Annotated in this window: 22 protein-coding genes; 14 read left to right on the top strand and 8 right to left on the bottom strand. The window is 52.9% G+C overall.

Annotation, left to right across the window (positions count from 1 at the left end):
* Positions 1-48 precede the first annotated feature (48 nt).
* Positions 49-2,115, top strand: coding sequence for an alpha-glucuronidase family glycosyl hydrolase (locus NYE70_RS16230; protein ID WP_341046902.1), 2,067 nt, complete (start codon positions 49-51; stop codon positions 2,113-2,115).
* 157 nt (positions 2,116-2,272) lie between these two features.
* On the opposite strand, the gene NYE70_RS16225 is transcribed toward NYE70_RS16230, so the two are convergent.
* The 3 genes from NYE70_RS16225 to NYE70_RS16215 form a co-directional block, all read right to left on the bottom strand.
* Positions 2,273-3,127 carry an SDR family oxidoreductase gene (locus NYE70_RS16225; protein WP_211023074.1) on the bottom strand — a complete coding sequence of 285 codons (855 nt, stop codon included), beginning with the start codon at positions 3,125-3,127 and terminating at the stop codon, positions 2,273-2,275.
* The gene (gene uxuA, locus NYE70_RS16220; protein WP_213653591.1) at positions 3,111-4,217 is read right to left on the bottom strand and encodes a mannonate dehydratase; all 1,107 of its coding nucleotides are present in this window, start codon (positions 4,215-4,217) and stop codon (positions 3,111-3,113) included. Before uxuA ends, NYE70_RS16225 begins: the two co-directional genes overlap by 17 nt.
* A 66-nt stretch (positions 4,218-4,283) precedes the next feature.
* The gene (locus NYE70_RS16215) at positions 4,284-4,970 is read right to left on the bottom strand and encodes a GntR family transcriptional regulator (protein WP_247681896.1); all 687 of its coding nucleotides are present in this window, start codon (positions 4,968-4,970) and stop codon (positions 4,284-4,286) included.
* A 100-nt stretch (positions 4,971-5,070) separates the two neighbouring features.
* Between NYE70_RS16215 and uxaC the strand changes: the two genes are divergently transcribed.
* Together uxaC and NYE70_RS16205 are read left to right on the top strand one after the other, a co-directional pair.
* A complete protein-coding gene (gene uxaC, locus NYE70_RS16210; protein ID WP_341046897.1) occupies positions 5,071-6,486 on the top strand; it encodes a glucuronate isomerase in 1,416 nt (471 codons plus the stop codon).
* A 100-nt stretch (positions 6,487-6,586) separates the two neighbouring features.
* Positions 6,587-7,729, top strand: coding sequence for a glycosyl hydrolase family 8 (locus NYE70_RS16205; protein WP_341046896.1), 1,143 nt, complete (start codon positions 6,587-6,589; stop codon positions 7,727-7,729).
* Positions 7,730-7,757: 28 nt separating this feature from the next.
* Here NYE70_RS16205 and NYE70_RS16200 read toward each other — a convergent pair whose 3' ends face one another.
* Complete coding sequence (locus tag NYE70_RS16200; RefSeq protein ID WP_341046895.1) at positions 7,758-8,459, bottom strand: ANTAR domain-containing response regulator; 702 nt, start codon at positions 8,457-8,459, stop codon at positions 7,758-7,760.
* Positions 8,460-8,898: 439 nt separating this feature from the next.
* Between NYE70_RS16200 and nirB the strand changes: the two genes are divergently transcribed.
* From nirB to cobA, 4 genes are all read left to right on the top strand, one after another.
* Complete coding sequence (nirB, locus tag NYE70_RS16195) at positions 8,899-11,340, top strand: nitrite reductase large subunit NirB (protein WP_341046894.1); 2,442 nt, start codon at positions 8,899-8,901, stop codon at positions 11,338-11,340.
* Between the two features lie 74 nt (positions 11,341-11,414).
* Entirely contained in the window at positions 11,415-11,732 is a 318-nt protein-coding gene (gene nirD, locus NYE70_RS16190; RefSeq protein ID WP_211023067.1) for a nitrite reductase small subunit NirD, read from the top strand.
* An 18-nt stretch (positions 11,733-11,750) separates the two neighbouring features.
* A complete protein-coding gene (locus NYE70_RS16185; RefSeq protein ID WP_341046893.1) occupies positions 11,751-12,635 on the top strand; it encodes a formate/nitrite transporter family protein in 885 nt (294 codons plus the stop codon).
* On the top strand, positions 12,632-13,423 hold the full coding sequence (cobA, locus tag NYE70_RS16180) for a uroporphyrinogen-III C-methyltransferase (RefSeq protein ID WP_341046892.1): 792 nt from the start codon (positions 12,632-12,634) through the stop codon (positions 13,421-13,423). The genes NYE70_RS16185 and cobA overlap by 4 nt, the downstream gene beginning before the upstream one ends.
* A gap of 71 nt (positions 13,424-13,494) precedes the next feature.
* Here cobA and NYE70_RS16175 read toward each other — a convergent pair whose 3' ends face one another.
* The 3 genes from NYE70_RS16175 to NYE70_RS16165 form a co-directional block, all read right to left on the bottom strand.
* Complete coding sequence (locus NYE70_RS16175; protein ID WP_341046891.1) at positions 13,495-14,544, bottom strand: LLM class flavin-dependent oxidoreductase; 1,050 nt, start codon at positions 14,542-14,544, stop codon at positions 13,495-13,497.
* 1,014 nt (positions 14,545-15,558) lie between these two features.
* A complete protein-coding gene (locus NYE70_RS16170) occupies positions 15,559-16,389 on the bottom strand; it encodes a carbohydrate ABC transporter permease (RefSeq protein ID WP_211023063.1) in 831 nt (276 codons plus the stop codon).
* On the bottom strand, positions 16,389-17,276 hold the full coding sequence (locus tag NYE70_RS16165) for a carbohydrate ABC transporter permease (protein ID WP_211023062.1): 888 nt from the start codon (positions 17,274-17,276) through the stop codon (positions 16,389-16,391). Before NYE70_RS16165 ends, NYE70_RS16170 begins: the two co-directional genes overlap by 1 nt.
* A 207-nt stretch (positions 17,277-17,483) precedes the next feature.
* Between NYE70_RS16165 and NYE70_RS16160 the strand changes: the two genes are divergently transcribed.
* The 7 genes from NYE70_RS16160 to NYE70_RS16130 all read left to right on the top strand — a co-directional run bounded on the left by NYE70_RS16160 (position 17,484) and on the right by NYE70_RS16130 (position 25,727).
* Positions 17,484-19,310: a sensor histidine kinase gene (locus tag NYE70_RS16160; protein WP_341047613.1), complete on the top strand. Its 1,827-nt coding sequence runs from the start codon at positions 17,484-17,486 to the stop codon at positions 19,308-19,310.
* A complete protein-coding gene (locus NYE70_RS16155) occupies positions 19,303-20,097 on the top strand; it encodes a response regulator (protein WP_341046889.1) in 795 nt (264 codons plus the stop codon). The genes NYE70_RS16160 and NYE70_RS16155 overlap by 8 nt, the downstream gene beginning before the upstream one ends.
* Positions 20,082-20,951: a helix-turn-helix transcriptional regulator gene (locus NYE70_RS16150; protein ID WP_341046888.1), complete on the top strand. Its 870-nt coding sequence runs from the start codon at positions 20,082-20,084 to the stop codon at positions 20,949-20,951. Before NYE70_RS16155 ends, NYE70_RS16150 begins: the two co-directional genes overlap by 16 nt.
* Before the next feature lie 137 nt (positions 20,952-21,088).
* Positions 21,089-22,408 (top strand): extracellular solute-binding protein, encoded by a 1,320-nt coding sequence (locus NYE70_RS16145; protein WP_341046887.1) that lies wholly within the window; start codon positions 21,089-21,091, stop codon positions 22,406-22,408.
* A 140-nt stretch (positions 22,409-22,548) separates the two neighbouring features.
* A complete protein-coding gene (locus tag NYE70_RS16140; protein WP_341046886.1) occupies positions 22,549-24,660 on the top strand; it encodes a glycoside hydrolase family 36 protein in 2,112 nt (703 codons plus the stop codon).
* A gap of 183 nt (positions 24,661-24,843) precedes the next feature.
* Positions 24,844-25,269 (top strand): SRPBCC family protein, encoded by a 426-nt coding sequence (locus NYE70_RS16135; RefSeq protein WP_341046885.1) that lies wholly within the window; start codon positions 24,844-24,846, stop codon positions 25,267-25,269.
* A gap of 2 nt (positions 25,270-25,271) precedes the next feature.
* Complete coding sequence (locus NYE70_RS16130; protein ID WP_213653605.1) at positions 25,272-25,727, top strand: ArsR/SmtB family transcription factor; 456 nt, start codon at positions 25,272-25,274, stop codon at positions 25,725-25,727.
* A gap of 282 nt (positions 25,728-26,009) precedes the next feature.
* On the opposite strand, the gene NYE70_RS16125 is transcribed toward NYE70_RS16130, so the two are convergent.
* Positions 26,010-26,897 (bottom strand): LysR family transcriptional regulator, encoded by an 888-nt coding sequence (locus tag NYE70_RS16125; protein ID WP_341047611.1) that lies wholly within the window; start codon positions 26,895-26,897, stop codon positions 26,010-26,012.
* Positions 26,898-26,998 lie beyond the last annotated feature (101 nt).

The following is a 26,998-nucleotide window of genomic DNA, read 5'->3' as shown; positions in this document are numbered from 1 at the left end:
GTTTCTTTCCATTTATATAAATAATTCATTTTGCAGGAGGAAAACAGCATGGGAGTGGGGAGTACATTGTATAGAGCTTGGCTTCAGTATAACGAAGTCGGGGAGAATGGATTTCGCGGCATGTACAGAGAATTGCTTGGCCGGATCGTTGTGGCGGGGGAATCCTCGGGAGCTTTTGCCGCGGCGTTGCGCGAACTCGAACTAGGCGCCAAGTCCATGCTGGGAATAAATCCTGAATTTATGAATGCGGCTCCCTCCAGCGGTTCTTATTTACGTATCGGGATAAAGACGGGAGAAGCATCTAGCGGGGATCGGGCGGTCTCTGCCTGGGGTAAGGAAGATGAGGCTTTTTCGCTGAAAAGGTTCTCGACAGACGATAGTATTCGGCTTGAGCTGACCGGAGGCTCCTCTTCAGGCGTGCTCTACGGTGTATTCTTTTTGCTCCGGGCCATCGCCCTCGGGATGAATCCGCAAGAGCTTGCGGCAGAGGAAACTCCGGTCAACCGGCTGCGGATGATCAACCAATGGGATAATGCCGATGGATCAATTGAGCGCGGCTATGCGGGCAACTCGATCTTCTATGAAGGCGGGGAAATCGTCCAAGATACATCTCGTATCCGCGATTATGCCCGGATGCTCGCTTCGGTGGGAATCAACGCGATTTCTATCAATAACGTGAATGTGCATGAAATAGAAACCCGGTTCATAACCGAAGAGGGGCTGCCTGAAGTAGCCCGCGTAGCGGACGTGTTCCGGGAATATGGCATTGCGCTGTTCCTCAGCATCAACTTTGCGGCACCGCTTGCAATCGGAGGTGTCGGCACCGCTGATCCGCTGGATGCAGAAGTCCGGCAGTGGTGGGCAGAAACGGCAAATCGGATCTACCGGCATATTCCCGATTTCGGCGGATTTGTGGTCAAGGCCGATTCCGAGCACCGGCCGGGACCGTTTGCTTACGGCCGCGATCATGCCGATGGAGCGAATATGCTGGCTGAAGCGTTGGAGCCGCACGGAGGGCTCGTCATCTGGCGCTGTTTCGTCTATAACTGCATGCAGGACTGGCGGGACCGGTCCACGGACCGGGCGCGTGCTGCCTATGACCATTTTAAGCCTCTTGACGGAAAGTTCCGCGACAATGTGCTGCTCCAGATCAAGAACGGCCCGATGGATTTTCAGGTGCGGGAGCCGGTATCTCCGCTGTTTGGGGCTATGACCCGAACCAATCAAGTGCTCGAATTTCAGGTTACTCAGGAGTACACCGGTCAGCAGCGGCATTTGTGTTACCTGGTTCCGCAATGGAAGCAGGTGTTGGATTTTGACACGCATGCGGTAACTAGCGGCGGAGAAGTCAAGAATATCGTGGAAGGCTCGCTGTTCGGCATGAAGATCAGCGGGGTGGCGGCGGTGTCCAACATCGGGAACGATGAGTGCTGGACCGGGCATCCGCTTGCCCAAGCCAATCTATACGGATATGGACGCTTAATCTGGAATCCCGACCTCTCCGCCGAGGAGATTGCGGAGGAGTGGGCGAGACTGACCTTCGGCAATCAACCGGTTGTCATCGATAAAGTGCTGCATATGCTGATGGCCTCCTGGTCAATTTATGAAAGCTATACGTCCCCTCTGGGCGTGGGTTGGATGGTCGTACCGCATTACCATTACGGTCCGGATGTAGACGGCTACGAGTACTCTCGGTGGGGGACCTACCATTTCGCTGACCGCGATGGTATCGGCGTCGACCGTACCGTAGCTTCGGGTACGGGATATACCGCTCAATACTTTAGCCCGAATCGGGAGATGTACGATTCGCTGGAGAATTGTCCGGATGAACTGCTGTTGTTTTTCCACCACGTGCCCTACAGCCATCGCCTACACTCCGGCAGCACGGTTATTCAGCATATCTATGATACGCATTTTGCCGGAGCTGAAGCGGCGGAAGGATTGGGAATGGTCTGGTCTGTCTTGAAAGACCGGGTCGATGCCGAGCGTTTTGAAGCGGTCGAGGCAAGACTGGCGGAGCAGGCTGAACACGCCAAGCATTGGAGGGACGTGATTAATACGTACTTCTACCGCAAGTCCGGGGTACCGGATGAGCAGGGGAGACAAATTTATTGATTTTGTCTTTCCTAGGCGCACAAAAACGAAAAATGTCCACCCAAAAGGTGGACAAAGGGATATCTAAATCAAAGTCCCTCCTGAGGAGGACGATGCAAAAGGCAGCACCCGGAGATGCATTTCCGGGTGCTGCCTTTTTATTTTCCTATTGCAATAGTTATACGCCGGAGTATGCCATGAAGCCGCCGTCCACCGGGATGACGGTGCCGGTAACGAAGCCGGAAGTGTCGGCGTCGACCAGCCAGAGCAGCGTACCGAGCAGATCTTCGGGAACCCCGAAGCGGCGCATCGGTGTGTGGCTGATGATTTTGCGGGAGCGCTCGGTGAGCGACCCGTCTTCATTCGTCAACAGGCTGCGGTTCTGTTCCGTCAGGAAAAAGCCGGGGGCCATGGCGTTGATGCGAATGCCGGACTCGGCCAGATGTACGGCCAGCCATTGGGTAAAGTTATTGATCGCCGCTTTGGCCGCGCTATAGGCGGGTACCTTGGTCATGGGGGACGGTGCGCTCATCGAAGAAATGTTAAGCACGGTCGCTCCGGGCCGCCCGATCATTTCTTTGGTGAACACCTGCGTCGGAATCAGGGTTCCGACGAAATTAAGGTCCATGACGTTACGTACTCCCGTCAGGCTGAGATCAAAGAAGGTCGTCACACCCGGGTCAACCAGGTCGCTGCTCTTGAACGTTTCGTTGGTCGTGTTGGCGCTGGGTTGATTGCCCCCCGCGCCATTGATCAAAATATCGCATGGCCCGAGCTGCCCGCGCACCCGGCGCTCCGCTTCCTGGACGCTAGCGGCATCCGTTACATCGCAGGCAATCGCAATCGCCAAGCCGCCGTTCATGCGGATTTCTTCCGCAACCTGTTCGCCCCGCTCCAGCGTGCGGTTCAGGATCGCCACCTTCATTCCTTGGCGGGCCAGCTCCAGCGCCATCGCCCGGCACAGCACGCCTGCGCCTCCGGTGATGACCGCCGTTTTTCCATCCAATGAACTGTGTTTAGGCAGTGGGCACATGATCATGCTCCTCCTTTAACGAAGACCCCGTGCTTTGTGAGGAAAAGGCGTCCCACAGACCCCATAAGTACATGATGCCAAGCGCGCGGTCATACAGGCCGTAGCCGGGACGGCAAACCTCTCCCCATAGGTGGCGGCCATGATCGGGACGGCAATAGCCTTTGAAATCGCTATCATAATAAGCTTTGACGATGCTGCTAATATCGACCGTGCCGTCCGATGTCCGGTGGGAGGTTTCGATGAAATCTCCGTTCTCATAAACGCGGACGTTCCGGATATGCGTGAAAGGAATCCGTCCTTGGAATTCGCGGATCATAGATACGATGTCATTGTCCGGACTTACGCCGAGAGATCCGGTGCACAGCGTGATGCCGTTGGAAGGACTGTCATGCAGGGACAGAAATCTTCGGAAATTGGCCTGATTCGTCATAATCCGAGGCAGCCCGAAAATCGGCCACGGCGGATCATCCGGGTGGATGGCCATTAAAATTCCGTTTTGTTCGGCTACAGGGATGACGGCATCCAAGAAGTACTTCAGGTTCTCCCAGAGATCTTCTTCCGATACCTGGCGATAAGCTTCAAACAGCGAGGTCAAATGCTCCAGCCGTTCCGGTTCCCAACCCGGCATCGTCAGGGCGCTGTTCTGATTGATCAGACGTACGAGTTCCAAGGGATCGACGCCACGAATTTTAGCCTGCTCGAAAAAGAGGGCGGTTGAGCCATCCTCCATCTCTTTGTGCAGATCCGTCCGAACCCAGTCAAACACGGGCATAAAGTTGTAGCAAATGACTTTTACGCCGGCCTTGGCCAGCTTTTCAATCGTCCGGATGTAGTTGCCGATATAGAGGTCGCGGGAAGGCAGACCCAACTTAATGTCCTCATGTACATTTACGCTCTCCACTACTTCAGTATGTAGACCGTATTGATCTCCCAACCGCCGGATCTCCATAATGCGCTCCATCGGCCACTCTTCTCCCGCCGGAATATCATGAAGCGCCCAAACGATACCTTCCACGCCGGGAATTTGTTTGATCTGATCCAGCGAAACCGTATCATTGCCCTCGCCGAACCAGCGAAATACCATACGCATGATTCCACCGCCTTATGAATGTATGAATGAATATGTGAATGACAATATGTGTCGGGAAAATTGGAGTTACTGCACGGTAACGAAAAAGTCCGGGAATTTCTCTTTGAGCACGCTCAGATTCGCGATGCTTAAAGTCAGATGCTCGCGCATCACGCTGTCGGCCCGGCTTTCATCCCGCAGATGCACCGCTTCGAACATTTGCCGATGCTGATCATATAAATGCTCCCAATGCGGGTCAGTCTTCAGCCAGAGGATCCGGCTGCGGTTTAAATGAGCGTTCATTTGCTGAATCACCGACCAAGTGCCGAGCTTGCGGCAGCCCTCGAACAGAATGCGGTGAAACTCCTCGTCCAGCTCAAACATGGACCGGCCATCATGCAAGCGAAGAGATTCCTGCTGCAATTCCAGATTGCGTTCCAAAGCGGTCAATTGTTCCTCCGGAAAGCTCTGGCAGGCAAGCTTGATCACGGCGCGCTCCAACTGCTCCCGCATAAATCGCGCCTCCTCGACCAAGTCGGGGTCGATTAACGAAACCTTTGTACCCCGCTGAGGCAGGACCAGAAGTAGTCCTTCCTGGGCCAGGCGCACGAAGCTTTCGCGAACCGGGGTCCGGCTGACTTGGAAGGCTATCGACATTTCCTTTTCCGATAAGGTCGTTCCCGGTGGCAATTCAAGGCTGACGATCTGCTGTTTTAATTGCGCGTAAACATTGTTTCCCGCAGAGCCTGCCGGGGCATGCAACAATTCCTTCAAACGATCACCTCCTATTTTGTTCCATACTACCATACTTGTATGGTAGTATGGAACTGAAAAGTTGAATATATTTTTACTGTACCAGGGAGGGTGTTGGGGAATGCAGCCGTGGGATTTGGAAAATTTACTGTTGAACGGAGTAAGCGCCAAACGCTTATACCATGACTTTGCAGCGGGGATGCCGATTTACGATTATCACAATCATTTAAATGCGGATGATATTGCCGCCAACCGGCGCTTTCGCAATCTGACCGAGCTTTGGCTGGAAGGCGATCATTACAAATGGCGCGCCATGCGCTGGCTGGGTATAGAGGAGTCCTTGATTACCGGGGAGAGCGACGATCTGGCCAAATTCAAAGCCTGGGCCGGCGCTGTGCCGAAGTTGGCAGGCAATCCGCTCTATCACTGGAGTCATTTGGAGCTGCAGCGCCATTTTGGAATCAAGGAGCGGCTCAGCGGAGACAATGCGGAAGAAGTGTGGCACCGTTGCAATGAACAGCTCGCCGATCCTTCCCTTCATGCCGCCGGCATTTTGCGGCGGTTCGATGTTCGCGTAGCCTGCACGACCGATGATCCGGCGGATGGGCTGGAGGCGCATCAGAAGCTACGCCGAACAGGCGATAGCTATACTACCGTAGCGCCTACATTCCGGCCGGATCGGGCGCTGGACATTCAGGCCATGGATTTCGCGCAATACATAAAGGAACTGGAGCGGCGGGCGGGGCTCCGGATCGAAGATTATGACGACCTAATTCAAGCGCTAGGCCTTCGGATGGATGAGTTCCACCGTAACGGATGCCGGTTATCGGATCACGGCTTTGGAGATTTTCCGTATGAAGCTGCCGCGGAGCGGGAAGTCCGGACGATTTTTGCTAAAGTCCTTCAAGGAGAGGCCATAACAGCTCTGGAAGAACGGAAGTACCGCACCTTTACTTTGCTGCGTCTGGGTGAAATGTATAATGTGCGCGGGTGGGCCATGCAGTTGCATATCGGTGCCATACGCAATAACAACGACCGGATGACCGGGCGTCTTGGCAAGAACAGCGGCTTCGACTCGATTCTCGACTATCATCTGGGCGCGGCCTTAAATGCCTTTCTGAATGAATTGGACAAAATGAACCGTCTTCCTAAAACGATCGTCTACAGTTTGTATCCTTATCATTACGAGCTTATCGCCACAACGATCGGAAATTTTCAAACCGGGGAAATCGCCGGGAAGCTCCAGCTGGGCGCGGCATGGTGGTTTCACGATCAGAAAGAGGGCATGCTTCAGCAGCTCAAGGCGCTATCCTCGACCGGGGTGCTCAGTACCTTTGTCGGCATGCTGACCGATTCGCGCAGCTTCATGTCGTTTCCACGTCATGAGTATTTCCGCCGGGTCCTTTGCCGGCTGCTGGGTGAATGGATCGACGAGGGGGAGCTGCCCGCCGATTACGATTACATCGGGGAGATGGTTCAAGACATCTGCTTCCACAATGCGCAACGTTATTTCGGCATCCCGGTGAGCGAAGCTTGATTTGGGTAAAATTCGGCGCGATCTGCACATGGAATGCAGCGGCATCGTTTGGTACTTTGATGATAGCGTTATCATCAGGACAGGGAGAGGGTGCACAATTATGATCACTAAGGAACAATCGGGGGCTTTTTATACAGGGCAATACCGGAATCTGCTGGCGGAGTACGGCTATGGCGAGCAGGAGATCACCGAACGGTTGGAACAAACCTGGCAGGAGATGTTCGAGGGAGACGAAGATACGCGAATCTATCATGAATCCGGTGAGGATATGGGTTACATGATGGATACGGGCAACCTGGATGCACGTACCGAAGGAATGTCTTACGGCATGATGATGGCCGTCCAAATGGATCGCCAGGATGTGTTCGATCGGCTCTGGAAATGGACGATGACTTATATGTATATGACGACCGGTGAAAATGCAGGCTATTTTGCCTGGTCCTGCGCTACCGATGGCTCGCGGTTGTCGGACGGACCTGCGCCGGATGGAGAGGAGTATTTCGCGATGGCGTTATTTTTCGCGTCCCACCGCTGGGGGGATCGGGAAGCGCCGTTCGATTACGGTACTCAGGCCCGGGATTTGCTTCGGACATGTATTCACCGGGGGGAAGACGGCGTAGGTTACCCGATGTGGAACCCGGATAATAAGCTGATCAAGTTCATTCCGAACTGCGAATTTTCCGACCCGTCATATCACTTGCCGCATTTTTATGAATTGTTCGCGCTCTGGGCTTATCCGGAAGATCGTTCGTTCTGGAAAGAGGCAGCCGAAGCCAGCCGCGATTATTTGAAAAAGGCTTGCCATCCCGTTACCGGCCTGGCTCCGGAATATGCCCACTATGACGGGACACCGAACCATGTGCGGGGATTCGGACACTTCTTCAGCGATTCTTACAGAGTGGCAGCAAATTTGGGGCTGGACTGGGAATGGTTTGGAGCGGATGGTTGGGAACGGGAAGCGGCGGACCGGATTCAGGCGTTTTTCGCGGATAAACAGCCGGACGATTACCGCAGATACACGATTGAAGGAGAACCCTTCGAGGAAAAAGCGCTGCATCCCGTCGGACTTCTTGCCACGAATGCAATGGCTTCGCTTGCGGCAGAAGGGCCAAACGCTCGGGCGAATGTGGAACTGTTCTGGAACACGCCGCTACGGACAGGGGTGCGCAGATATTACGATAACTGTCTATATTTGTTTGCCTTACTTGCCCTAAGCGGAAATTTCCGTATCTGGATGCCGTGATAGTCTATAGAAAACGGAGAGCGGGAGCCTATGGCTCCCGTTTTTTTCTGTTTAGTCCGGAATCCAGTCCGGTAGTGGCGGCTAGATACTCCCGGGTTGCAGGATAAGTTTTTAATTGTTGATGCGCTTTAACGATTAGGGCCGAGATGTCGACGATTCGCTTACGCTCATTCATCGCCCGTTTACGCAGCACCTCGTAAGCCTCCGCCTCGGAGATCCGGTTTATTTCACACAAAATCCCTTTAGCGTGATCGATCCACTTCCTTTCCTCCAGTCGGGATACGAGTTGTGTTCGCTCCTCCATCCATTGCCGGCGTTCCAAGAAATGCTTGGCACCGAGATGAAGCGCCCAATGAAGCTCATTGGCGGACATGGAAGGAGTCAGGATGCCGTCAACCGGAATGTCGTCCTCGCCCTCACCCTCATTCTCACTCGATGCTAAGGACGAAACAGCTGTCATTTCACTGCACCACCATATTAAGGGGACAGCCTTCAACTTTGCCGTTAGATTGGCCCAGACACGGATGCCAGGAATAGGCATTTGAAGGACGACTGCGTCCGCCTCCCTGATCTTCCGGCGAATATCCCTCTCCACACTGGAGGCCAATACATCGTATCCGTAAGCTTTCAGTATGCGTTCAGGCTCGCAAAAGGGAGCGGAAGCACTCGAAGGAGACGTTTTTTCTCCTATCGGGGAGGTCTGTTCGCGGATAATCAGCAGGAAATTCATCGGAAGGATGCCTCCTCTTTATTTCATTGGCCGATTTTCATTTCGAGATCATTTGAAAGGCAACAAACCTAACATGAAATCAACCTGCAGGAAACTTTCATTTTATTTTCTCGCTATTTTTCTGAGTTGGGAATGAATCATCAAGCCATTAATTTGTACTTTGTGTTACAAAATATAACATACTTTCAAGTAAATTAATTTTTGTGTTATATATATTGACATCAATAAAATTGTTGGTTATATTAACCTCAATAAATTAAATTTTATATTCTTTACGGACACAATGACGTGTCGGTATGAAGCGGCAACGGAGCCTGTCTTCGCAAATTAGGGATCAGCATGAAGGGTATATTTTCATGTCTATTCCCAGGCGGAGCGGGCTTTTTCTGTTTCTTATTAGTTCGCGGGAAGAGGAAAGATCGGGAGGAGAGAACCGGATATGGGTGAGAAAAAGAGATTGGTACTGGTAGGCAACGGGATGGCGGGTGTACGTACGATTGAGCATGTGTTGAAATTGGCGCCGGATACTTATGATGTTACTGTCTTCGGAGCTGAGCCTTATCCGAACTATAACCGGATTATGCTGTCATCGGTACTCGCGGGCGGGTCCGATATGAAGGACATCGTGATCAACGACTGGGATTGGTACAAAGAGAATGGGATCCGACTCTACACTGGGGACGCTGTTACCCGAATTGATACCGGGAATAAGAAGGTCATTTCCAAAGCGGGCGTGGAAGTGGGATACGATGAACTGATTCTGGCGACAGGCTCCAATCCGTTTATTCTCCCGATCCCCGGTGCGGATAAGGAGGGAGTGATCGGATTCCGGGACATTCAGGACTGTAACCGGATGATGGAAGCCTCTAAGAAATATAAAAAAGCGGCCGTCATCGGAGGCGGGCTGCTCGGATTGGAAGCGGCCAGAGGACTGCTTCATCTCGGGATGGATGTTACGGTGATCCACATTCACTCTTATTTAATGGAACGTCAGCTGGATGAGCCTGCGGCCAGAATGCTGCAACTGGAGCTGGAAGCCCAAGGCATGAAATTTATAATGCAAAAACAAACTGCCGGTGTACGGGGAGATCGTCGGGCCGAGGGACTTGATTTTGCGGACGGCAGCTCTCTGTTGGCCGATTTGGTCGTGATGGCCGTAGGTATTAAGCCGAATGTAGCGCTGGCGAAAGCGTCGGGCCTGAAAGTGGAGCGCGGGATTGTCGTCGATGATTATCTGGAAACGAGCATGCCGGGCATATACGCTGTCGGCGAATGCGCGGAGCACCGGGGGATCGCCTACGGACTAGTGGCTCCATTGTATGAACAGGGCCAGGTCCTTGCCAAACGGCTGGCCGGGGTGGAGACGCGCGGGTATGAGGGTTCTGTCACCTCTACGAAATTGAAGGTATCCGGGGTGGATGTGTTTTCGGCAGGGTTCTTCCAAGATGTGCCCGGAACGCGGTCGCTGCGGATTCAAGATGATCTGGACGGAACTTATAAGAAGATCGTATTGCAGGACGATAGGCTGGTCGGGGCCGTCCTGTTCGGAGATACCACAGACGGAGCTTCCCTGTTCTCGAAAATTAAGAATGGGGAGTCGGTTGCCGGAAAGGAAAAGGAGCTTCTGCTCGGATTTCCTGCGGGAGGTGCCGGTGCTGGAGGAGAATCCCAAGCGGCAAGATTATCGGCTATGGCCGACGATGAAATCATCTGCGGCTGTAACGGTGTCAGCAAGGGCACGATTGTCGAAGCGGTGAAAGGCGGTTGCAGTACGGTCGGTGAAATTAAGACCTGCACGAAGGCCTCCGGCTCCTGCGGCGGCTGCAAGCCGCTGGTGGAGGGGCTGCTCCAGTTGTACGGAGATGGAATATCCGGTGAACCGGTCAAAGAAGGAATCTGTGGGTGTACCTCTTTGGGCCGCGAAGAAATCGTGGAGAGCATCAGAACGATGGGCTTGAAAAGTGTCAAAGAGGTCATGAACGTACTGGAATGGCACCAGCCGGAAGGCTGCTCCAAATGCCGGCCTGCCTTGAATTACTACTTGGGGATGCTGTGGCCGACGGAATACGTGGATGAGAAGGAGTCCCGATTCGTAAATGAACGCTACCATGCCAATATCCAAAAAGACGGCACCTTCTCAGTTGTGCCCCGCATCTATGGCGGCGTGACTTCACCGGCCGACCTTAAAAAAATCGCGGAGGTTGCAGAAAAATATGATGTTCCGATGGTGAAGTTTACCGGAGGACAGCGGATTGACCTGCTTGGGGTGAAGAAAGAAGATTTGCCTAAAGTATGGGCGGAGCTGGATATGCCTTCCGGCCACGCCTACGGTAAAGCATTACGTACGGTGAAGACCTGCGTAGGTTCGACCTTCTGCAGGTTCGGCACTCAGGATTCGATCGGCATGGGAATTCGGTTGGAGAAAGCTTTTGAACGGCTTAACACGCCGGGGAAGGTGAAGCTTGCCGTTTCCGGTTGTCCGCGTAATTGCGCAGAGGCAACGATCAAGGACTTGGGCGTCGTGGCCATCGATGGAGGTTGGGAGATTTATGTCGGCGGAAACGGCGGCGTGAAAGTAAGGGCGTCGGATTTGCTCTGCACGGTGAAGACGGAGGATGAAGTCATGGAATGGACGGCCGCCTACTTGCAGTATTACCGGGAGCAGGCCAGCTGGAACGAGCGTACGGCACAGTGGGTGGAGCGTGTCGGGCTCGGTACGATCAAGGCGGTGCTGGAGAACCGCGAGGAACGGGAGAAGCTTGCCGGTCGGATCGAAGAGACGCTAAGCCGCACGACAGATCCTTGGAAGGAGATTATCGAAACTGAGTCGCTGCGTAAAAACTTTGAGCCGTTGGCCAGTGTTCAGCCGGTAATCGGATAACCGATTGGCGGCTCGAGGAACGAACGGGCTTGTTACGGGAAGTGTTATCCATATTGTATAGGAGGGGAACGGCGATGATAACGAAAATTAAGGTGGCCCAATTGCAGGAGATTGATGGGCAAGGAGCGCGTACGCTTGCGGTCGGGGATAAGGAAATCGCCGTATTCCGGCTTAGCGACGGGAGCGTTAGGGCAATCGAGAACCGTTGTCCTCATAAAGGGGGGCGGCTTTCGGAGGGGATGGTGTGCGGTTCTTCGGTTCACTGCCCTCTTCACGATTGGAAAATCAATCTGCACACGGGCCGAGTTCAAGAGCCGGATCATGGAATGGTAACCGTTTATGAGACCGAAGTGGACGCCGAGACCGGCTCCGTATATATCACCGTGGATTAAAGAAGGAGGATGAGACCGATGGATTATGTAAAGCCTGCCGAAGTGCTGGAATCGATGATTGAGACAGGGGCGAACAAAGCTTCGTTGACTGTTTCTCAGATGCTTGTCAAAGGGTTTCTGGCCGGAGCGATTTTGGCCTTTGCCACGACGCTTGCTTTTACCGCTACGGCACAGACTTCGCTGGGGATGGTGGGAGCGCTGATTTTTCCCGTCGGTTTCGTGATTATCATTCTGCTCGGGCTTGAGTTGGTGACCGGCAGCTTTGCGCTCATCCCGCTCGCGGTTCTGGAACGAAAGACAACATTCTCAAGGATGCTGGCGAATTTCGGCTGGGTCATTCTCGGTCATCTGCTGGGTTGTGCTGTATATGCGGTTCTGTATGGCCTGACCATTACGAAAATGGGTACCGATATGAGCCACCCCATGGTGCAGACTCTGATCCAGGCCAGCGAGACCAAAACGATCGGTTATGCATCCATGGGTTTGTCGGGCATGGGGCTGGTAGTTATCAAGGCGGTGCTGTGTAACTGGATGGTCACGCTGGGAGCGGTGATGGCGTTGACCTCACGTTCTACGACAGGAAAAATTGTGGCGATGTGGCTGCCGATTCTAATCTTTTTTGGCCAAGGCTTCGAGCACGCGGTCGTCAATATGTTCGTCATCCCAGCGGGAATGATGTTGGGAGCGGATGTCAGTTTGTCCGATTGGTGGCTGTGGAACCAGCTTCCCGTTTTGGTCGGTAACCTTGTAGGCGGCGTGTTGTTTACGGGACTGGGATTGTATGTCTCTTATAAAAAGAAAGCTGCTTCCGGCTCCAAGCTTGCGGTTGTTCGCAGTACCCCGGAAGTGCCGGATCATCGGTTGACTCCGGCGGCGGCCCCCGGAACGGGGGATGGGGTATGATCCGGCCGGGGTTGGTAAGCATCGTAGGCGCGGGTCCTGGCGACCCTGAATTAATCACGGTCAAGGCGCTCAAAGCTCTTCGCGGGGCGGAAGTGATCCTGTACGACCGCCTCGTGAACGAGGAATTGCTCTCGTACGCCGATGCCCGGGCGTTGCGGATTTATTGCGGCAAGTCGCCGGGACAACACGCGATGACGCAGGAGATGATTCAGCGGCGCCTGATCGATTACTCCCTGGAAGGAAAACGGGTAGTTCGCCTGAAGGGCGGCGATCCGTTCGTCTTCGGGCGCGGCGGGGAAGAGGCGCTGGCACTGGCCGCCCGCGGAATTCCGTACGAGGTGATCCCGGGTATCACCTCGGCGATCGGCGCGGCGGCGGCCAGCGGCATACCGCTGACACATCGCGGCGTAGCGGCGTCGTTCGCCTGCGTAACGGGCAGCCGCTGCCCGGGGGAAGCGGATAGACCGGGTGGAGGCGGGCCGCCCATCCGCTGGGATTTGCTGGCCCATGCCGTCGATACGCTGGTGATCTACATGGGAGTGGGCCAGCTCAAGGAGATCCGCGCCGAGCTGCTGAAGCACGGCAAGGCCGGCACCACGCCGACGGCGCTGATCGAGAGCGGCACGACCGGCCGCCAGCGTACGTTCGTCAGCACGCTGGCGGAAGTGCATAAGCTGGCCGCCGCCGTCCAGCTGAGCAACCCGGCGTTGATCGTGGTCGGCGAAGCGGCTGCGATCCGGGAGCAGCTTCGCCAGCTTCAGCATCAAGCGGCGGTTAGGATCGGTTAGTGAAAAAATAGACTCAAAATGCATCTGTGTACAAGACGCATTTTGAGTCTATTTGTGTTTGCTGCGAAAGCTTATCCGTTTTTGATTTCGGCCAGCAGTTCGTACGAACGGAGGCGGGCCTTGTGGTCGTATACCTGGGCGGCGACGATCAATTCATCGGCCTGGGTCTCCTGTATAATCTCCTCCAGCCGGGCGCGTACCGTTTTGGGCGAGCCAATGGCGGCGAAGCCTAGCTGCCGTTGAACGAGCGCTTTTTCCTGTGGTGTCCAGATCGACTCCATGCTGTCGACCGGGGCGCTGAGCTGCCCGGTCCGGCGGCGGATTAGGTTCAGGAACTGCTGCTCCTGAGATGTCGCCAGCCTGCGTGCTTCAGCATCGGTATCGGCTACGATGACATTAACGCCGGCCATCGCATACGGCTTCTCCAAAAATTCCGACGGCCGGAAATGGCCGCGGTACAGTTCGAACGCCGGCAGCAAGTAATCCGGCGCAAAATGGCTGGCGAAGGCGAACGGCAGGCCTAGCGCGGCGGACAGCTGGGCGCTGAAGCCGCTGGAGCCGAGCAGCCAGATCGGGACGTTCAAGCCTTCGCCGGGAATGGCCCGGACCCGCATCGACGAGCCGGATACGGGCTGGAAATAATCGCGGAGCTCGCGCAGCCGCTCCGGGAAATCCTGGCCGTCGCTGCCGGGCCCGCGACGCAGCGCTTGCGAGGTCAGCTGGTCGGAGCCCGGCGCCCGGCCGAGGCCGAGGTCGATTCGGCCCGGGTACAGCGACTCGAGCGTGCCGAACTGCTCGGCGATCACGAGCGGCGAATGGTTCGGCAGCATGATGCCGCCGGAACCGACCCGAATCGTGCTCGTTCCGCCGGCGACATGGCCGATCACCACGGCCGTAGCCGAGCTTGCGATGCCGGGCATGCTGTGGTGCTCGGCAAGCCAGAAGCGGAGATAGCCCCATTTTTCGGCATGCTGAGCGAGGTCGAGCGTATTTTGCAGAGATTGAGTCGCCGTGCTTCCGGCGGTAATCGGTGCAAGATCCAATATGGACAGGGGAATCGTGGACAGCCGTCTGTTATTGGAATCGGTAGCGGAATGGAGACCATAATTAAGATCAGACATGAATTCGATACCTCCTGATAAGTTAGTTTTGCTAGTGAACAGCGGGATCATACTTTAGGTTCCGGTTTAAGGAAAGGTATGCACTCTTCACGAACTTTAGATCACTATCATACCAAAAGTAACTGGAGAATTGAAAGTTATGGGTTGGAACCAAAGGCAAATGCCTTGTTTTTAGTGTTGTGTTGGTGATGTTTGGCGCAGTTGCACAAAGTTTGAGTGCTTGCATCCCACGCGTACGTGTCTATATGGGGCAAAACTCCCCTTATGAACAAATTTAACTGTAAAACCTGCAGCTATTTTTTGGATTAGGGAATGATTGAGAAAAATAACTGTAAAACCTACAGCTAATTTAGCATGTTTTACAGTTTAGCAGGCTAATTGCGGGAATTAACTGCAGGTTTTACAGCTAATTAGTTATATTGGCCTGAATCAGTGAAATTAACTGTAGAATATCCAGTTAATTTCTCCTGAGGCAGGGATAATCATCCGTGAGTTCCAACTTTGTACGAACCGGGTCAGCCTAGGATTTGCGCCAGTTCCAAAGTAATCTAATTACTCGATGTAACTATCCCACTCCCGAGCTACCTTACCGCCGCAACAAGTAACTATCCCGCTCCCGATCAACCTCGCCGCACCAAGTAAATGTCCAACTCGCGATCAACCTCACCGCCGCCAAACAACTATCCGCTCCCAAGCAACCTCACCGTATCAAGTAACCGTCCAACTCCCGATCAATCTCACCGCCACCAAGTAACTTTCCCCTCACCCGAAGGACTTGTCCCAAGTGTGTCCGGGGATTTTCGCCTCTATCTTAAGTCGGCTAACGGATTGTTAAGCAAGCTCCCAAATGGCCTGCATACCGAGCGACCCTACGCAACAAAAAAAACGGCCCGCCAAGCACCAAGTGCTTTTGAGCCGTTTTTCCAATCCTTTTTCTTTTACTTATTCTCTCAATCCATTCGGTTTGATCCACCAACCCATTCTCTCCAATCCGCGAGAGCGGATCGAGAGGGATCAGCCTTTCACCGCGCCGGCGACAACACCTTTGACGATGTATTTTTGCAGGAAGATAAATACGACGATGGAAGGCAGGACGGCCATCACCATGGCGGTCATTGCATACTGCCAGTCCGAGGTGTACTGTCCGACGAAGGTGTAGGCAGCCAGGGTCAGCGTTTTGGTGTCCGGCGAGCCGTTGACCATCAGGAGTGGAAGCAGGAAGTCGTTCCAGATCCACATGACGTCGATGATGATGATCGTGGTCGTTACGGACTTGAGCAGCGGGAAGATTACGCTGAAGAACAGCCGGAATCCGGATGCACCGTCGATAGTGGCACTTTCGTCGATTTCCTTAGGGATGCCTTTTACGAAACCATGATAGATGAACAGAGCCAGCGGTGCGCCGAAGCCCCAATACATGATACCCAGTCCCCAGGTGCTTTCAGAAAGATGCAGGTTTTTTGCCATTTGGAGCACGGTCAGCATGATGGACTGGAACGGAATAAGCATCGGCATAATGCACAGGAAATAGATGATCGAGCTTGTTCTGGATTTCGTCCGTGCCAGTTTATAAGCGGCGATGGAGGAGACCAGAATGATCCCTGCCAGGCCCAGGATCGTAATCACGGCGTTGTTCAGGAACAGCCGCGGGTAGTTGATGAAATTCCAAACGTACGAGTAATTCTCGAACACCAGGGATTTCGGAAGCGCGATAACGTCGGTCATGACCTCGGAGAAGCTTTTTAAGGAATTGATTATGGTCAGGAACAACGGATACAGGAATATCAAGGACAAAATGACCATCACGACTTCAAGGACGATGCGTCCGGCTCTGTTGGTTTTCATTAGGCCTCAACCTCCCTGCGTTTGAAGATCGTCAATTGAATGACGGTGATGACGAGAACGGCCACGAACAGAATAAGCGCTTTGGCTGTGCCGTATCCGTACAGATTGTTCTGGAAAGTGTCGCGGTAGATATCGTAAGCCACGGAATAAGTAGTTCCGCCGGGTCCGCCTCCGGTCAACGACAGGATGACGTCGAATACTTTGATCGAGTTGGTCAGCGCCATAAATACGGAAATCGTAATGGATGGTGCCAGCAGCGGCAGCGTAATATTGAAGAACCGGCGAACCGGGCCGGCCCCGTCCACGGTGGCCGCTTCTTTCAAGTCATCCGGCACCGATTGCAGACCGGCAATGTAAATGACCAGGTAAAAACCGATCGATTGCCATAAGGAGACGAACAGTACAGAGATAAATGCGAGCCCCGGTTCACCGAGCCAACTGAGCTGGAAAATGCCCCAGCCGGTGCTTGCCCCCAACGATTCGAAGCCTTGCATAAAAATAAATTTCCAGATAAAGCCGACAATGACCAAGCTGAGAATATACGGAATAAAGAAAGCGGCTCTCAGCCAGTTCGTCGATTTCAGCTTCATATCCAGCACCAAAGCCAGCAGAATGGCCAGCACATTGACCAGAATGATATAGAGAACGGCATATTTCACGGTGAACCAGGCGGCGTGGGTGAAGTTCGCGTCTCCCATAAAAATTTGCTTAAAGTTGTCAAGTCCGACAAATTTAGGATGCTTGGAGATCCCGTTCCATTTGGTCAGGGAGTAGCGAATCGTCATAATGAACGGATAATAAAATACAGCGATTACACAAATCAGGATCGGTAGCGTAAATGCTCCGAATTCAAGTCTTTCGGCCCGTCTTCTCCCTTGTTTAAACATAAATGCACCTCTTTTTTCCCGGCGATCACGTAGCGTCGCCTATGGATTTCTTTATGTCGGGTTCAAAGTTGACTTTTTGAACATCGTCTATAATGTATTATAGAGCAGGGAATAATCCGCCCTAAATGGATTTAAGAAAACAGTTAAGGGTAAAAAGGTGAACTGTAAAAGAGTGAACACGAAGCTTTACGCCGAAGGATGAGTGCCATGATCGAACGCATGAGAAGAGCTTTCAGAAGCCTGATCGACATAATGTCGGGCCGGCTGGTCAATAAGCTTATTTTGTTTTTTTCCACGATAATTATCCTCGTTGTCGGATCTTTGACCATAATTTCCTATCAGATCATCCAACGGGAATCCGTCGACCACAATATGTCCAGTACGGCAAACAATTTAAAGCTGGTCAATCAGAACCTGGAGGATTATTTGGCCGGGATCGAGCAGCTGTCGCTGCCGCAAATCCGGTATGACGACCTCATCCGGGCTATCATCAATGAGGATGAGGATTACGCCTCCAAAATGTATTTGGAGGATTACCTGCGGAACCTTTTTTATTCACGCAATGATTTAAACAGTATCTACATCTACCTGATTGGCCAGGGAAAATACTATTCAATTACCCAGGAGGCTTACGATACCAAGCTGAAGGTTAGCTATGAGGCTCAAATCCCTTATCAGGACTGGTACAAGCATGCCATGGAAAGTCCGAACAACCGGTCCTACCAATCCTTTGCCGACTTGAATGAGAACCCAGGGTATTCCGCGATTACCGACCCCGGGTTTATGGCTTATCACCGCGTGATCCGGTCTATCGCTTCCAGGGAGCCCAGGGCGGTTATTTCTTTTTATTTGAAGCCAACCATGAAGAATGAAATTATGAAGGATATCCCGTTTGAGAACGGGGAGCATCTCTTGTTCCTGGATCCCGACAACGTCCCGTTTCACTCGGACGACCTGGAATTCTATAACCGCATGAAGCAGGCGGACTTGCTGCCTCGATTGGAGCAGCAGAAGGAGCGTGAGCCGATCACCTGGACTACGGGGGATAAGAAGTACCTGATCGTGTACAACGTCGGTGAACAGGACGGGTGGAAGCTGATCAAACCGATTCCTTACAGCAACATCTACGAGGCGGCGCGAAAAACGCGGGACTTGAATTATCTCATAGGCTTATTGTTTCTTTTAATATCCGTAATTCTTGTGACGTTGATCTCTAACGCGATAACTCAGCCCCTTAAGAAGCTGTCCCGCCAAATGAGGCGTTTCAGCGAAGGGAGCTTTGATGTGACGGCGCCGGTGAAGGGACGTGACGAGTTGGCTTATCTGTCCCGGCATTTCAACCGGATGGTCACCCGCACCAACGACTTGATCAATGAACGGTACAAGATGAAGCTGGTGGAGAAGAACGCGATCCTGAAAGCGCTGGAAGCCGAGATAAATCCGCATTTCTTGTATAATGCGCTTCAGGCCATTTCCACCAAAGCCTTAAAGAGCGGGGATGATGACGTTGCGGAAATGGTGGACGCGCTGGCCTTCACGCTCCGATATTGCATAAGCGGGAAAGACATCGTATACGCTAAGGAAGAGCTGCGGCATATAGACCGTTATCTGGCTCTGCAAAAGGCGAGATTCGGCAGCCGGCTCGAGGTTGAAGTCGAGTGGGACGAGTCGTTGATGGAGTTGCAAATTCCAAAACTGTCAATCCAATCGTTAGTTGAAAATTCGATCAAGCACGCAGTTGAAAAGGTGTCGATAGGAATCACGATCAAAATTAGCGCCGGGCTGGAAGAGAGTCATGCGGTAATCCTAGTGGAGGATAACGGCCCCGGTATTTCTCCGGCTCGTATGGAACAAGTATTGCAGTCCTTCCGCACGGAATGGGAGGAGCAAGAAGGAGAGAATATCGGACTGAAGAATCTGAACACCCGGCTGAAGCTGCTGTATGGGGAAGAGGCCGGTTTAGAGATAGAGAGCGGAGAAAACGGAACGAAAATGAGGATGCTGATTCCGCGGGGAGGCCAGAGTCATGTATAAAGTGCTCATCATTGATGACGAGGAGCCGCTGCGCGAGGCGATTTCAATTCTTGGCGATTGGGAAGGGCTGCAGGTTGACGAGGTGTTGGAGGCGACGGATGGAGTGTCCGGGCTGGAAATGCTGAAGGCGCACAAGCCGGATCTGGTCATCGTCGATATGAAAATGCCGGAGATGAACGGGGTGGAATTCCTGCGGATCGTAGAATCGGAATACCCGGAGCTGCTGACGATCGTCATAAGCGGGTACAACGATTTTGAATTTACCAGGCAGGCCATTCACTCCAAGGTGGTCGATTATTTGCTGAAGCCTATTAACCGGCAGGATTTGAATCAGGCGCTGCGCAAAGCGATCGGGCTTTTGGAGGCGAAGCGGCAGGTTCGAAGTGAATCCATTACCCGCAATATCGCCTACAATATGTCGCTGCCGAAGCTGAAGGAAAAAATTTATTTATCGATTATAGAACGCAGTTTGAAAAAACAGAGCAACAAAGCCTTTCTGGCGCTGATCGGGGCGGAGGACGAAAACCTCCGTTACGGAGCGTTTGTGCTGCGCATTCTTAATATGGAGTCGATCCGCGACAGCCGCTTTAACTCCGATACCGAGCTGCTGTATTTTGCCGTCGCCAATGTCATTAACGAGATGTCGGACGATCGTCTGCAGTGCTTCAGCTTCGCGAATCCCAAGCAGGAGCGGGAAGTCATAGCCGTCTATACTTCACGTGGCGGATATCCTCAAGAGCTTCTGTTTCAATCGGAACAATTATTAAAAAAGTGGTGTCGACCTTAAGCTCGCTATTCGGCATTATCTCGGCTGGCGGGGTGGGGACGCCATGTTCCGACGCCCTGGAGCTTGCCGATTCTTATGAAGCGGCCAGTTCCTCGGTGCAGGCGGTCGATCTGTTGAAGCTGACAGGTAAGGCGGTTATCGGTCCTCAGGACAAGCTGCCGAACCGGGATGTTCATTCCTTGACGGGGCGGGTATCGATACTGCGCAGTACACTGGAAGCCGGGAACCTGAATCAGGCAAAAACCATACTCGGAGAATTTATTAAGAAAGTAAGGACTTCCGGGCTGTTCAGCTTGGGGGATGCCGATCGCATGATCCGCGAGATGGTGGTGCTTTTTAACGATATCGCGCTGGAACTGGGCGTGCCTGCCGACAAAATGCCTTCTTCCGGAGGAGAGCGGGCACTTCGGTCCTTCCGTTTGCAAACCGATTTCGCTACTTTCGATGAATTCGAGAGCCTGCTCATGCGAATACTGGAATACTACAGCGAGCAAATCCGCAAGTCGATAGCCGGGGATCGCTCGTTCAACGTGGATGATATCAAGGAGTATATTGATAACCACTATTTTGAGGATATTAAGATTTCCATGTTTACGGAGAAGTACTTTCTCAGCCGGGAGTATCTGATGAAGCTGTTTAAGCAGCAGTTCGGTTACGGAATTCATGAATATGTGCAAAAGGTTCGGATGGACAAGGCCCAGCAATTGCTTGACGATTCATCCCTGAAAATTCAGGACATTTCAGAGATGCTCGGGTACAAGGATAAGAACTATTTCAGCAAAGCCTTCCGGAATTATTATTCCGTTTCGCCGTCCGAATACCGAAATCAACGTGCCGGAGAGGGCAAAAAGTGAACTGGATGACAACTTCACTTTTTTACCCTTAAATCATCACTTATCTACATTTTTATCCTGCTGCCTTTTCATTAGAATAAGGACCATAGCAGGCAAGGCCTCTAGACAACATACACAAGAAAGCGGGGTTTGAATTTATGAAAAAGAAGATTTGGGCCGGCCTTTTCAGCTTGACTCTGATCATGGGACTGTTGTCCGCTTGCGGCGGCAATAACGGTGCCAATGAAGGGGCAAACGGAGCAAATACCGGAAACAACGGTGCCGCTAACGACAACAAGAAAGTTACGATCAACATGTTCACCGCTTCTCCGGAATATACGAATGCGTTTAATGCTTACATCGAAGAATACAAAAAGGTAAAACCGAACGTTACGATTAATCTGGAAATCATGCAAGCCGACTACAACACGGTGCTGAAGTCGAGAATCGCAGCAGGCAGTACGCCTGACGTATTCCAGACGACGGCAGGCGGGGACATCGACACCTATGCCGAGTACAGCGCAGATCTTACCGATGAGCCGCTGGCGGCAGCGATGACCGACGCCGTTCGCGCCAACATGAGCTCCACGGACGGCAAGGTGCTCGGACTTCCGGTTAAGGGCAATCTGTTCTCGCTGGTTTACAACAAGAAGCTCTTTGAAGAAGCGGGAATTACGGAGTTCCCAAAAACAACCGCTGAAATGGACGACGCCATCGCCAAGCTGGAAGCCAAAGGAATTACGCCTTTCGCCAATGCTTATAAAGAATGGTGGGTATGGAAACACATTTTCCAACATTTTGTTGATGCCGCCGCTCAAGACGCAGGCGTGACTCCAAAAGAGCTCGTTGATAAGTTCATTGCCGGTGACGCAAAAATCAAGGATTATCCGGTTCTCTACAACAACTTCTTCGCTTATGTAGACACTACGATTAAACATGGTACGGATAAGCCGCTCGAACGCGACAGCAACGCGCAAGTCAGCGACTTTGCTTCGGGTAAAGCCGCGATTCTGAACGGTAAAGGCGCATGGGATGAAGAAGCGATCAAGAAAATTACGCCGGACATCCAAATCGGCATCGCAGGTTACCCTGTCAGCGACAAGGCCGAGCAATCCATGATTATTACCGGTGCCGACCAAGCGCTGCGGATTAACAAAGATTCCAAGGTCGCTAAAGAAACGATCGAATTCTTTAACTGGCTGTACACTTCGGAATACGGGAAAAACTGGTTCTCCGGCGTAGCCAAAGTAATTCCTCCAATCAAGGATGCTCCGCTTCCGGATTTGGATATGCCGAAACAAATGGACGAAATTTTGAAGACTCAAGCGTCGGGCGATTTGGCCATCAACTACTCGCTGGATACGTTCCATCAAAAATTCGGTGAAATTATGCAAGCTTACATCGGCGGCAGCAAAAACAAAGACCAAGCCGTAACTGAAATCGAGCAAGCTTGGGTGCAATTGGGCTCTGCTCAATAACACAAAGGCCGCTTAAACTAAAACGCAGCACCGGGCGGTGCTGCGTTTTGTTTATTTTTGGATACGGTAGTAATAAAATTAGCTTCATAGGATTACGTCACCTTTACGGAGGATTACAAAGAAGGCAGGTGTGAACGACAATGTCCCAAATTTATAATTTTTCGGAAAACGGACTTTATCTGGTTCTCGAAGTAACTGGGGAGAAGGATGTGCGGCTGCTTCATTTCGGGGCAACTCCCTATGATGAGCAGACAGTGACTGAAGCGCAAAAGCCGGGCTTCCGTCTGATGGAACTGCAGCTTACCGGAGAAGACCGCGCGGAATATCACGGAAGAACGCATCGGGCGACCTATCCGGGCTTGCGCATGCAATATGACGGTCATGAGGATACCCGGAATTCAATCGGGCGCAAGCTGGAAATCAGCTTGAAGGACCCGGTGACTTCGCTGCGGGCGGTTCAGCATTTTCAATTCTATGACGGAATTCCGGTAGCACGGGTCTGGGCGGTCTTGAGTAATGGAGGAACGGAAGCCTTGGGCGTGGAGTACGTTTCCAGCTTTGCATTGACCGGGATCGATAAAGAGGGCCAAGCTTCCCGGGATGACAAAATGAAGCTGTTCCTTCCGCACACCGGGTGGCAGAGCGAACTTCAATGGAGATCCTACCGTCTTCCGGAGCTCGGTTTGTCGCATTTGACGGACCGTACTTCTAAGCGGGTGTCCTGCAGCAATACCGGCTCCTGGTCGGCCGCCGAGCACATCCCGATGGCGGTGCTGGAAAATGAGGAAGCGGGAACGAGTCTCTTTTGGCAAATTGAGCATAACGGCTCGTGGCACTGGGAGATCATTGATCAGTATAATCATCTCAATCTGCTCGTCAGCGGCCCGACGGAACATGACAATCACTGGTGGGTTAAGCTTCAGCCGGGAGAACAATTTGTAAGTGTACCGGCGGCCGTAGGGACGGTAAGCGGAGGATATGAGCAAGCGATCGGGGCGTTGACCCGGTATCGGCGGGTGATTCGCCGTCCCAATGAAGATAACCGTAAGCTGCGCATCATTTTTAACGACTACATGAACTGCTTGTGGGGCAGTCCGACAACGGCCAAGCTGCTGCCGCTCATTGATGCTGCGGCTGAGGTGGGGAGCGAGTACTTCTGTATCGATGCCGGCTGGTATGCGCCGGGCGAATGGTGGGATGGCGTAGGAGAATGGCTGCCGTCCGAGGAACGATTCCCTGAGGGAATCAAATACGTGCTGGATTACATCCGCAGTAAAGGAATGATCCCGGGGTTATGGCTGGAGCTGGAGGTCATGGGCATCAACAGCCCGAAGCTGAAGGATACGGATGACAGCTGGTTTTTCATGCGGCATGGCAAACGGGTTAAGGACCGGAGCCGCTATCAACTGGATTACCGCAATCCGCAGGTGACCGCGCACGCGACGGAAGTGATCCGCCGCCTGGTCGAGGATTACGGGGTCGGTTATATCAAGATGGACTATAACATTAATGCGGGAATCGGGACCGAGCGCGAAGCGGACAGCTTCGGAGACGGGCTTCTGCAGCATAACCGGGCCTATCTGGAATGGCTGGACGGAATCTTCGCCCGCTACCCGGATCTGGTCATCGAGAACTGCTCCAGCGGAGGTATGCGGATGGACTATGCCATGCTTAGCCGGCACAGTATTCAGTCCACCTCGGATCAGGAGGACTACGTCAACTATGCGGCCATTGCGGCGGCATCGCCTTCCGCATTGACTCCGGAGCAGTCGGCGATCTGGTCGTATCCGCTGCGGGAGGGCGATGACGAAGAGGTCGTGTTCAACATGGTGAACGCGCTGCTGCTTCGGGTTCATCAGAGCGGACATCTTGCCGAGCTGAGCCCGCGGCGCCGGGAGCTGGTCAAGGAGGCGCTCGACTACTACAAAACGATCCGCGGCGATATTCCGGAGGCGCTGCCGTTCTGGCCGCTCGGCCTGCCGACGCAGCAGGATGAATGGGTCAGTCTCGGACTCCGTAAGGATGACCGCGTGTATCTGGCGGTCTGGCGGGTTCGGTCCGAAGAGTCGGGCAGTCGGGCGGAGAAGGTCATCCCGCTGAATTGGCTGAAGGGTAAGCAGCTGGATGTACATTGTGCTTATCCTCAGGGCTTTGCGGGTGAGTTTCATTGGAACCCGGCGGACGGGGAGTTGAAAGTCAGCTTGCCGGCCGTGAAGACGGCGAGATTGTTTGAAATCCGCATAAAAGAATAAGCGGAATGAAGAAAGGACCGTATTCACAACCTATGGGGGAATACGGTCTTTCGTTTGGGTTGACATGAAACCAATTGGTTTCATATAATGAAATCACGAAATGAAACCAAATGGTTTCTAATTTTAGATTTCTGGTTTGTGTGTTCTGGTTTTGATATCAATCTGAAGGGAGAATTTATATTTATGGAACATAACGCAAACGGCACATTGCCGGACATCCGGCATACGATTTTATTGCATGCAACGGCAGAGAAGGTTTGGGAAGCAGTAGCAACTGCGGAGGGGTTGTCCTCCTGGTTCATGCCGAATGACCTTCAACCGGTGGTAGGGCACGAGTTTCATTTGCAAGCAGGTCCTTTCGGAGAGTCTCCATGCAAAGTAACGCTGGTCGATCCTCCGAACAAGTTGTCCTTTAATTGGGGCAAAGACTGGACGCTTACCTTTGAACTGGTGGAAATAGAGGGGCAAATTGAGTTTACGGTGATACATGGCGGCTGGACCGTGGATCAGGTTACGGAGTTCGGCGAGCCTCATACTATCGTGCGCGACCGTATGGACCAAGGCTGGGGCGGGTTGGTCAACAAGCTGTCCGCCTACGTCGGGGGTTGACGATGCCGGCCGCCGCGCCGAAGCAGGATGTGTTCCAGGCGGTCGCGGATCCGACCCGGCGCGAATTGTTGAGCCTGCTCGGCGACCGCGAGCTGCCGCTAAAGGACCTCACCGGCCATTTTCCGATGAGCCGGACTGCCGTCTCCAAGCATCTGCGCGTTCTTACGGATGCCGGATTGGTAAGGGAACGGAAGGTTGGCCGGGAGACCCGTTATCGGCTTGACGCCGATCCGCTGCAAGAGCTGAAGCGCTGGCTGTCCTACTTCGATCGCTTCTGGGAGAACAAGCTCTCTATGCTGAAGCATTATGTCGAAGCGGACTCGGACAGCGGCATGGCAACGGAAGCGGCCGCTCCTCTCCGTCTGGCCGAGGCAGGGCCTTCGCCCTCGTCTTTGCAGGCTCCGGCTAATAAGGCAACATTGCCGCAATCGGACAACGAGGAGAGATCCGGGGAGTGAATAGGTCCGCGACTGAATCTTGGCCTGCCAACGAATTAAATTAACGGGAAAATCTACAGCTAATTGGTCCGTAAATGCTTCATTTGCCGAATTAGCTGCAGAACCTACAGTTATTCCGAGCGTATTTAGCCCAAAGTAATAAAAACACAAAAAATAACTGGAGGTTTTCCAGTTATTTTTTTCTTATCTAGAGATCGGGTGAAATTAGCTGCAGAAAATCCCGTTATTTTTCTTAAAGCCGACTTATGCGCCGCCTATGTACATAATCCTTCTAGTGTTCTGCTAGTTACCCTTCTGCAACAGTTTCTGAAGAAACATATCCACGGCTAAAGTGGGGGAAGCCTGCTTATTTCGGATCAGGGAGAAATTGCGCTGCAAAGGGGCGCCGTTGGTTTCGATTTCGAGCAACTCACCTACGGCGAGCTCTTTACGGACGACCCAGCGGGAGAGCAGGGCGATGCCGAGACCGGCGCCGACCGCTTCCTTTACGCCTTGGCTGCTATTGAAGACATAGGAATGTCTCATGCTCAGGTCGCGCTCCTGCAGAAAACGGTCGCTGAATGCCCGGGTGCCGGAGCCGCTTTCCCGCAAAACCCAGACTCTGTCCTGCAGATCGGACCATTCCGCCCGGCGAAGCGAGGACAGCGGATGCTCGGGAGCGGCCACCACGATCATTTCATCCTTCATGTAAGGCGTAACCTGCAGATCGGATTGATCGGGAACTTCGCCTTCCACCAGACCGAGATCGAGTTGGCTGAGCCGGACGCCCCGGGTGACCTCCTCCGTATTGCCGATCATGACTTGCAATTCCACTTCCGGATAGGCTGCGGCAAACTCCGCCAGCGGACGCGGCAAAATATATTCTCCGATCGTAAAGCTGGCGCCGATATGAATGGAGCCGGTCACAATCTCATGCAGCAGCCGGATTTCCTGTTTCGCATCCTCATACAATGCCAGAATCTGCTTCGCCTGGCGGTACAAGATCTCGCCCTCCTCCGTCAGCTTCACATGCTTAGGGGAGCGGTTCAACAGCTGGGCTCCGAATTCATTTTCAAGATTGCGGATATGCATACTGACCCCCGGCTGGGACAAGTTTAGCAGTTCGGCCGCCCGGGAGAAATGGCTCTGCTCGGCCACCGTTACAAATACGCGAAGTGTTTCCACGATCAAGTCCTTCACTTCCTCTCTCACTCCATTTTATCTCTACCCCATGATCGCAACAATCCAATCATTAGTATTTCTGATGATAGGGATAGCTGATTCGTATTTCA

Source organism: Paenibacillus sp. FSL R5-0407, from assembly GCF_038009185.1.
Taxonomy (GTDB): Bacteria; Bacillota; Bacilli; order Paenibacillales; family Paenibacillaceae; genus Fontibacillus; species Fontibacillus vini.
Note: the sequence above shows the minus strand (reverse complement) of the source record. Positions and strands in the feature narration are given on the sequence as shown.

What these genes read in the sequence shown, in the direction of transcription:
- NYE70_RS16230 (WP_341046902.1), top strand. Translation starts at nt 49, where the DNA reads ATGGGAGTGGGGAGTACATTGTATAGAGCTTGGCTTCAGTATAACGAA.
- NYE70_RS16225 (WP_211023074.1), bottom strand. Translation starts at nt 3,127, where the DNA reads ATGTGCCCACTGCCTAAACACAGTTCATTGGATGGAAAAACGGCGGTC.
- uxuA (WP_213653591.1), bottom strand. Translation starts at nt 4,217, where the DNA reads ATGCGTATGGTATTTCGCTGGTTCGGCGAGGGCAATGATACGGTTTCG.
- uxaC (WP_341046897.1), top strand. Translation starts at nt 5,071, where the DNA reads ATGCAGCCGTGGGATTTGGAAAATTTACTGTTGAACGGAGTAAGCGCC.
- NYE70_RS16205 (WP_341046896.1), top strand. Translation starts at nt 6,587, where the DNA reads ATGATCACTAAGGAACAATCGGGGGCTTTTTATACAGGGCAATACCGG.
- NYE70_RS16200 (WP_341046895.1), bottom strand. Translation starts at nt 8,459, where the DNA reads ATGAATTTCCTGCTGATTATCCGCGAACAGACCTCCCCGATAGGAGAA.
- nirB (WP_341046894.1), top strand. Translation starts at nt 8,899, where the DNA reads ATGGGTGAGAAAAAGAGATTGGTACTGGTAGGCAACGGGATGGCGGGT.
- nirD (WP_211023067.1), top strand. Translation starts at nt 11,415, where the DNA reads ATGATAACGAAAATTAAGGTGGCCCAATTGCAGGAGATTGATGGGCAA.
- NYE70_RS16185 (WP_341046893.1), top strand. Translation starts at nt 11,751, where the DNA reads ATGGATTATGTAAAGCCTGCCGAAGTGCTGGAATCGATGATTGAGACA.
- cobA (WP_341046892.1), top strand. Translation starts at nt 12,632, where the DNA reads ATGATCCGGCCGGGGTTGGTAAGCATCGTAGGCGCGGGTCCTGGCGAC.
- NYE70_RS16175 (WP_341046891.1), bottom strand. Translation starts at nt 14,544, where the DNA reads ATGTCTGATCTTAATTATGGTCTCCATTCCGCTACCGATTCCAATAAC.
- NYE70_RS16170 (WP_211023063.1), bottom strand. Translation starts at nt 16,389, where the DNA reads ATGAAAACCAACAGAGCCGGACGCATCGTCCTTGAAGTCGTGATGGTC.
- NYE70_RS16165 (WP_211023062.1), bottom strand. Translation starts at nt 17,276, where the DNA reads ATGTTTAAACAAGGGAGAAGACGGGCCGAAAGACTTGAATTCGGAGCA.
- NYE70_RS16160 (WP_341047613.1), top strand. Translation starts at nt 17,484, where the DNA reads ATGATCGAACGCATGAGAAGAGCTTTCAGAAGCCTGATCGACATAATG.
- NYE70_RS16155 (WP_341046889.1), top strand. Translation starts at nt 19,303, where the DNA reads ATGTATAAAGTGCTCATCATTGATGACGAGGAGCCGCTGCGCGAGGCG.
- NYE70_RS16145 (WP_341046887.1), top strand. Translation starts at nt 21,089, where the DNA reads ATGAAAAAGAAGATTTGGGCCGGCCTTTTCAGCTTGACTCTGATCATG.
- NYE70_RS16140 (WP_341046886.1), top strand. Translation starts at nt 22,549, where the DNA reads ATGTCCCAAATTTATAATTTTTCGGAAAACGGACTTTATCTGGTTCTC.
- NYE70_RS16135 (WP_341046885.1), top strand. Translation starts at nt 24,844, where the DNA reads ATGGAACATAACGCAAACGGCACATTGCCGGACATCCGGCATACGATT.
- NYE70_RS16130 (WP_213653605.1), top strand. Translation starts at nt 25,272, where the DNA reads ATGCCGGCCGCCGCGCCGAAGCAGGATGTGTTCCAGGCGGTCGCGGAT.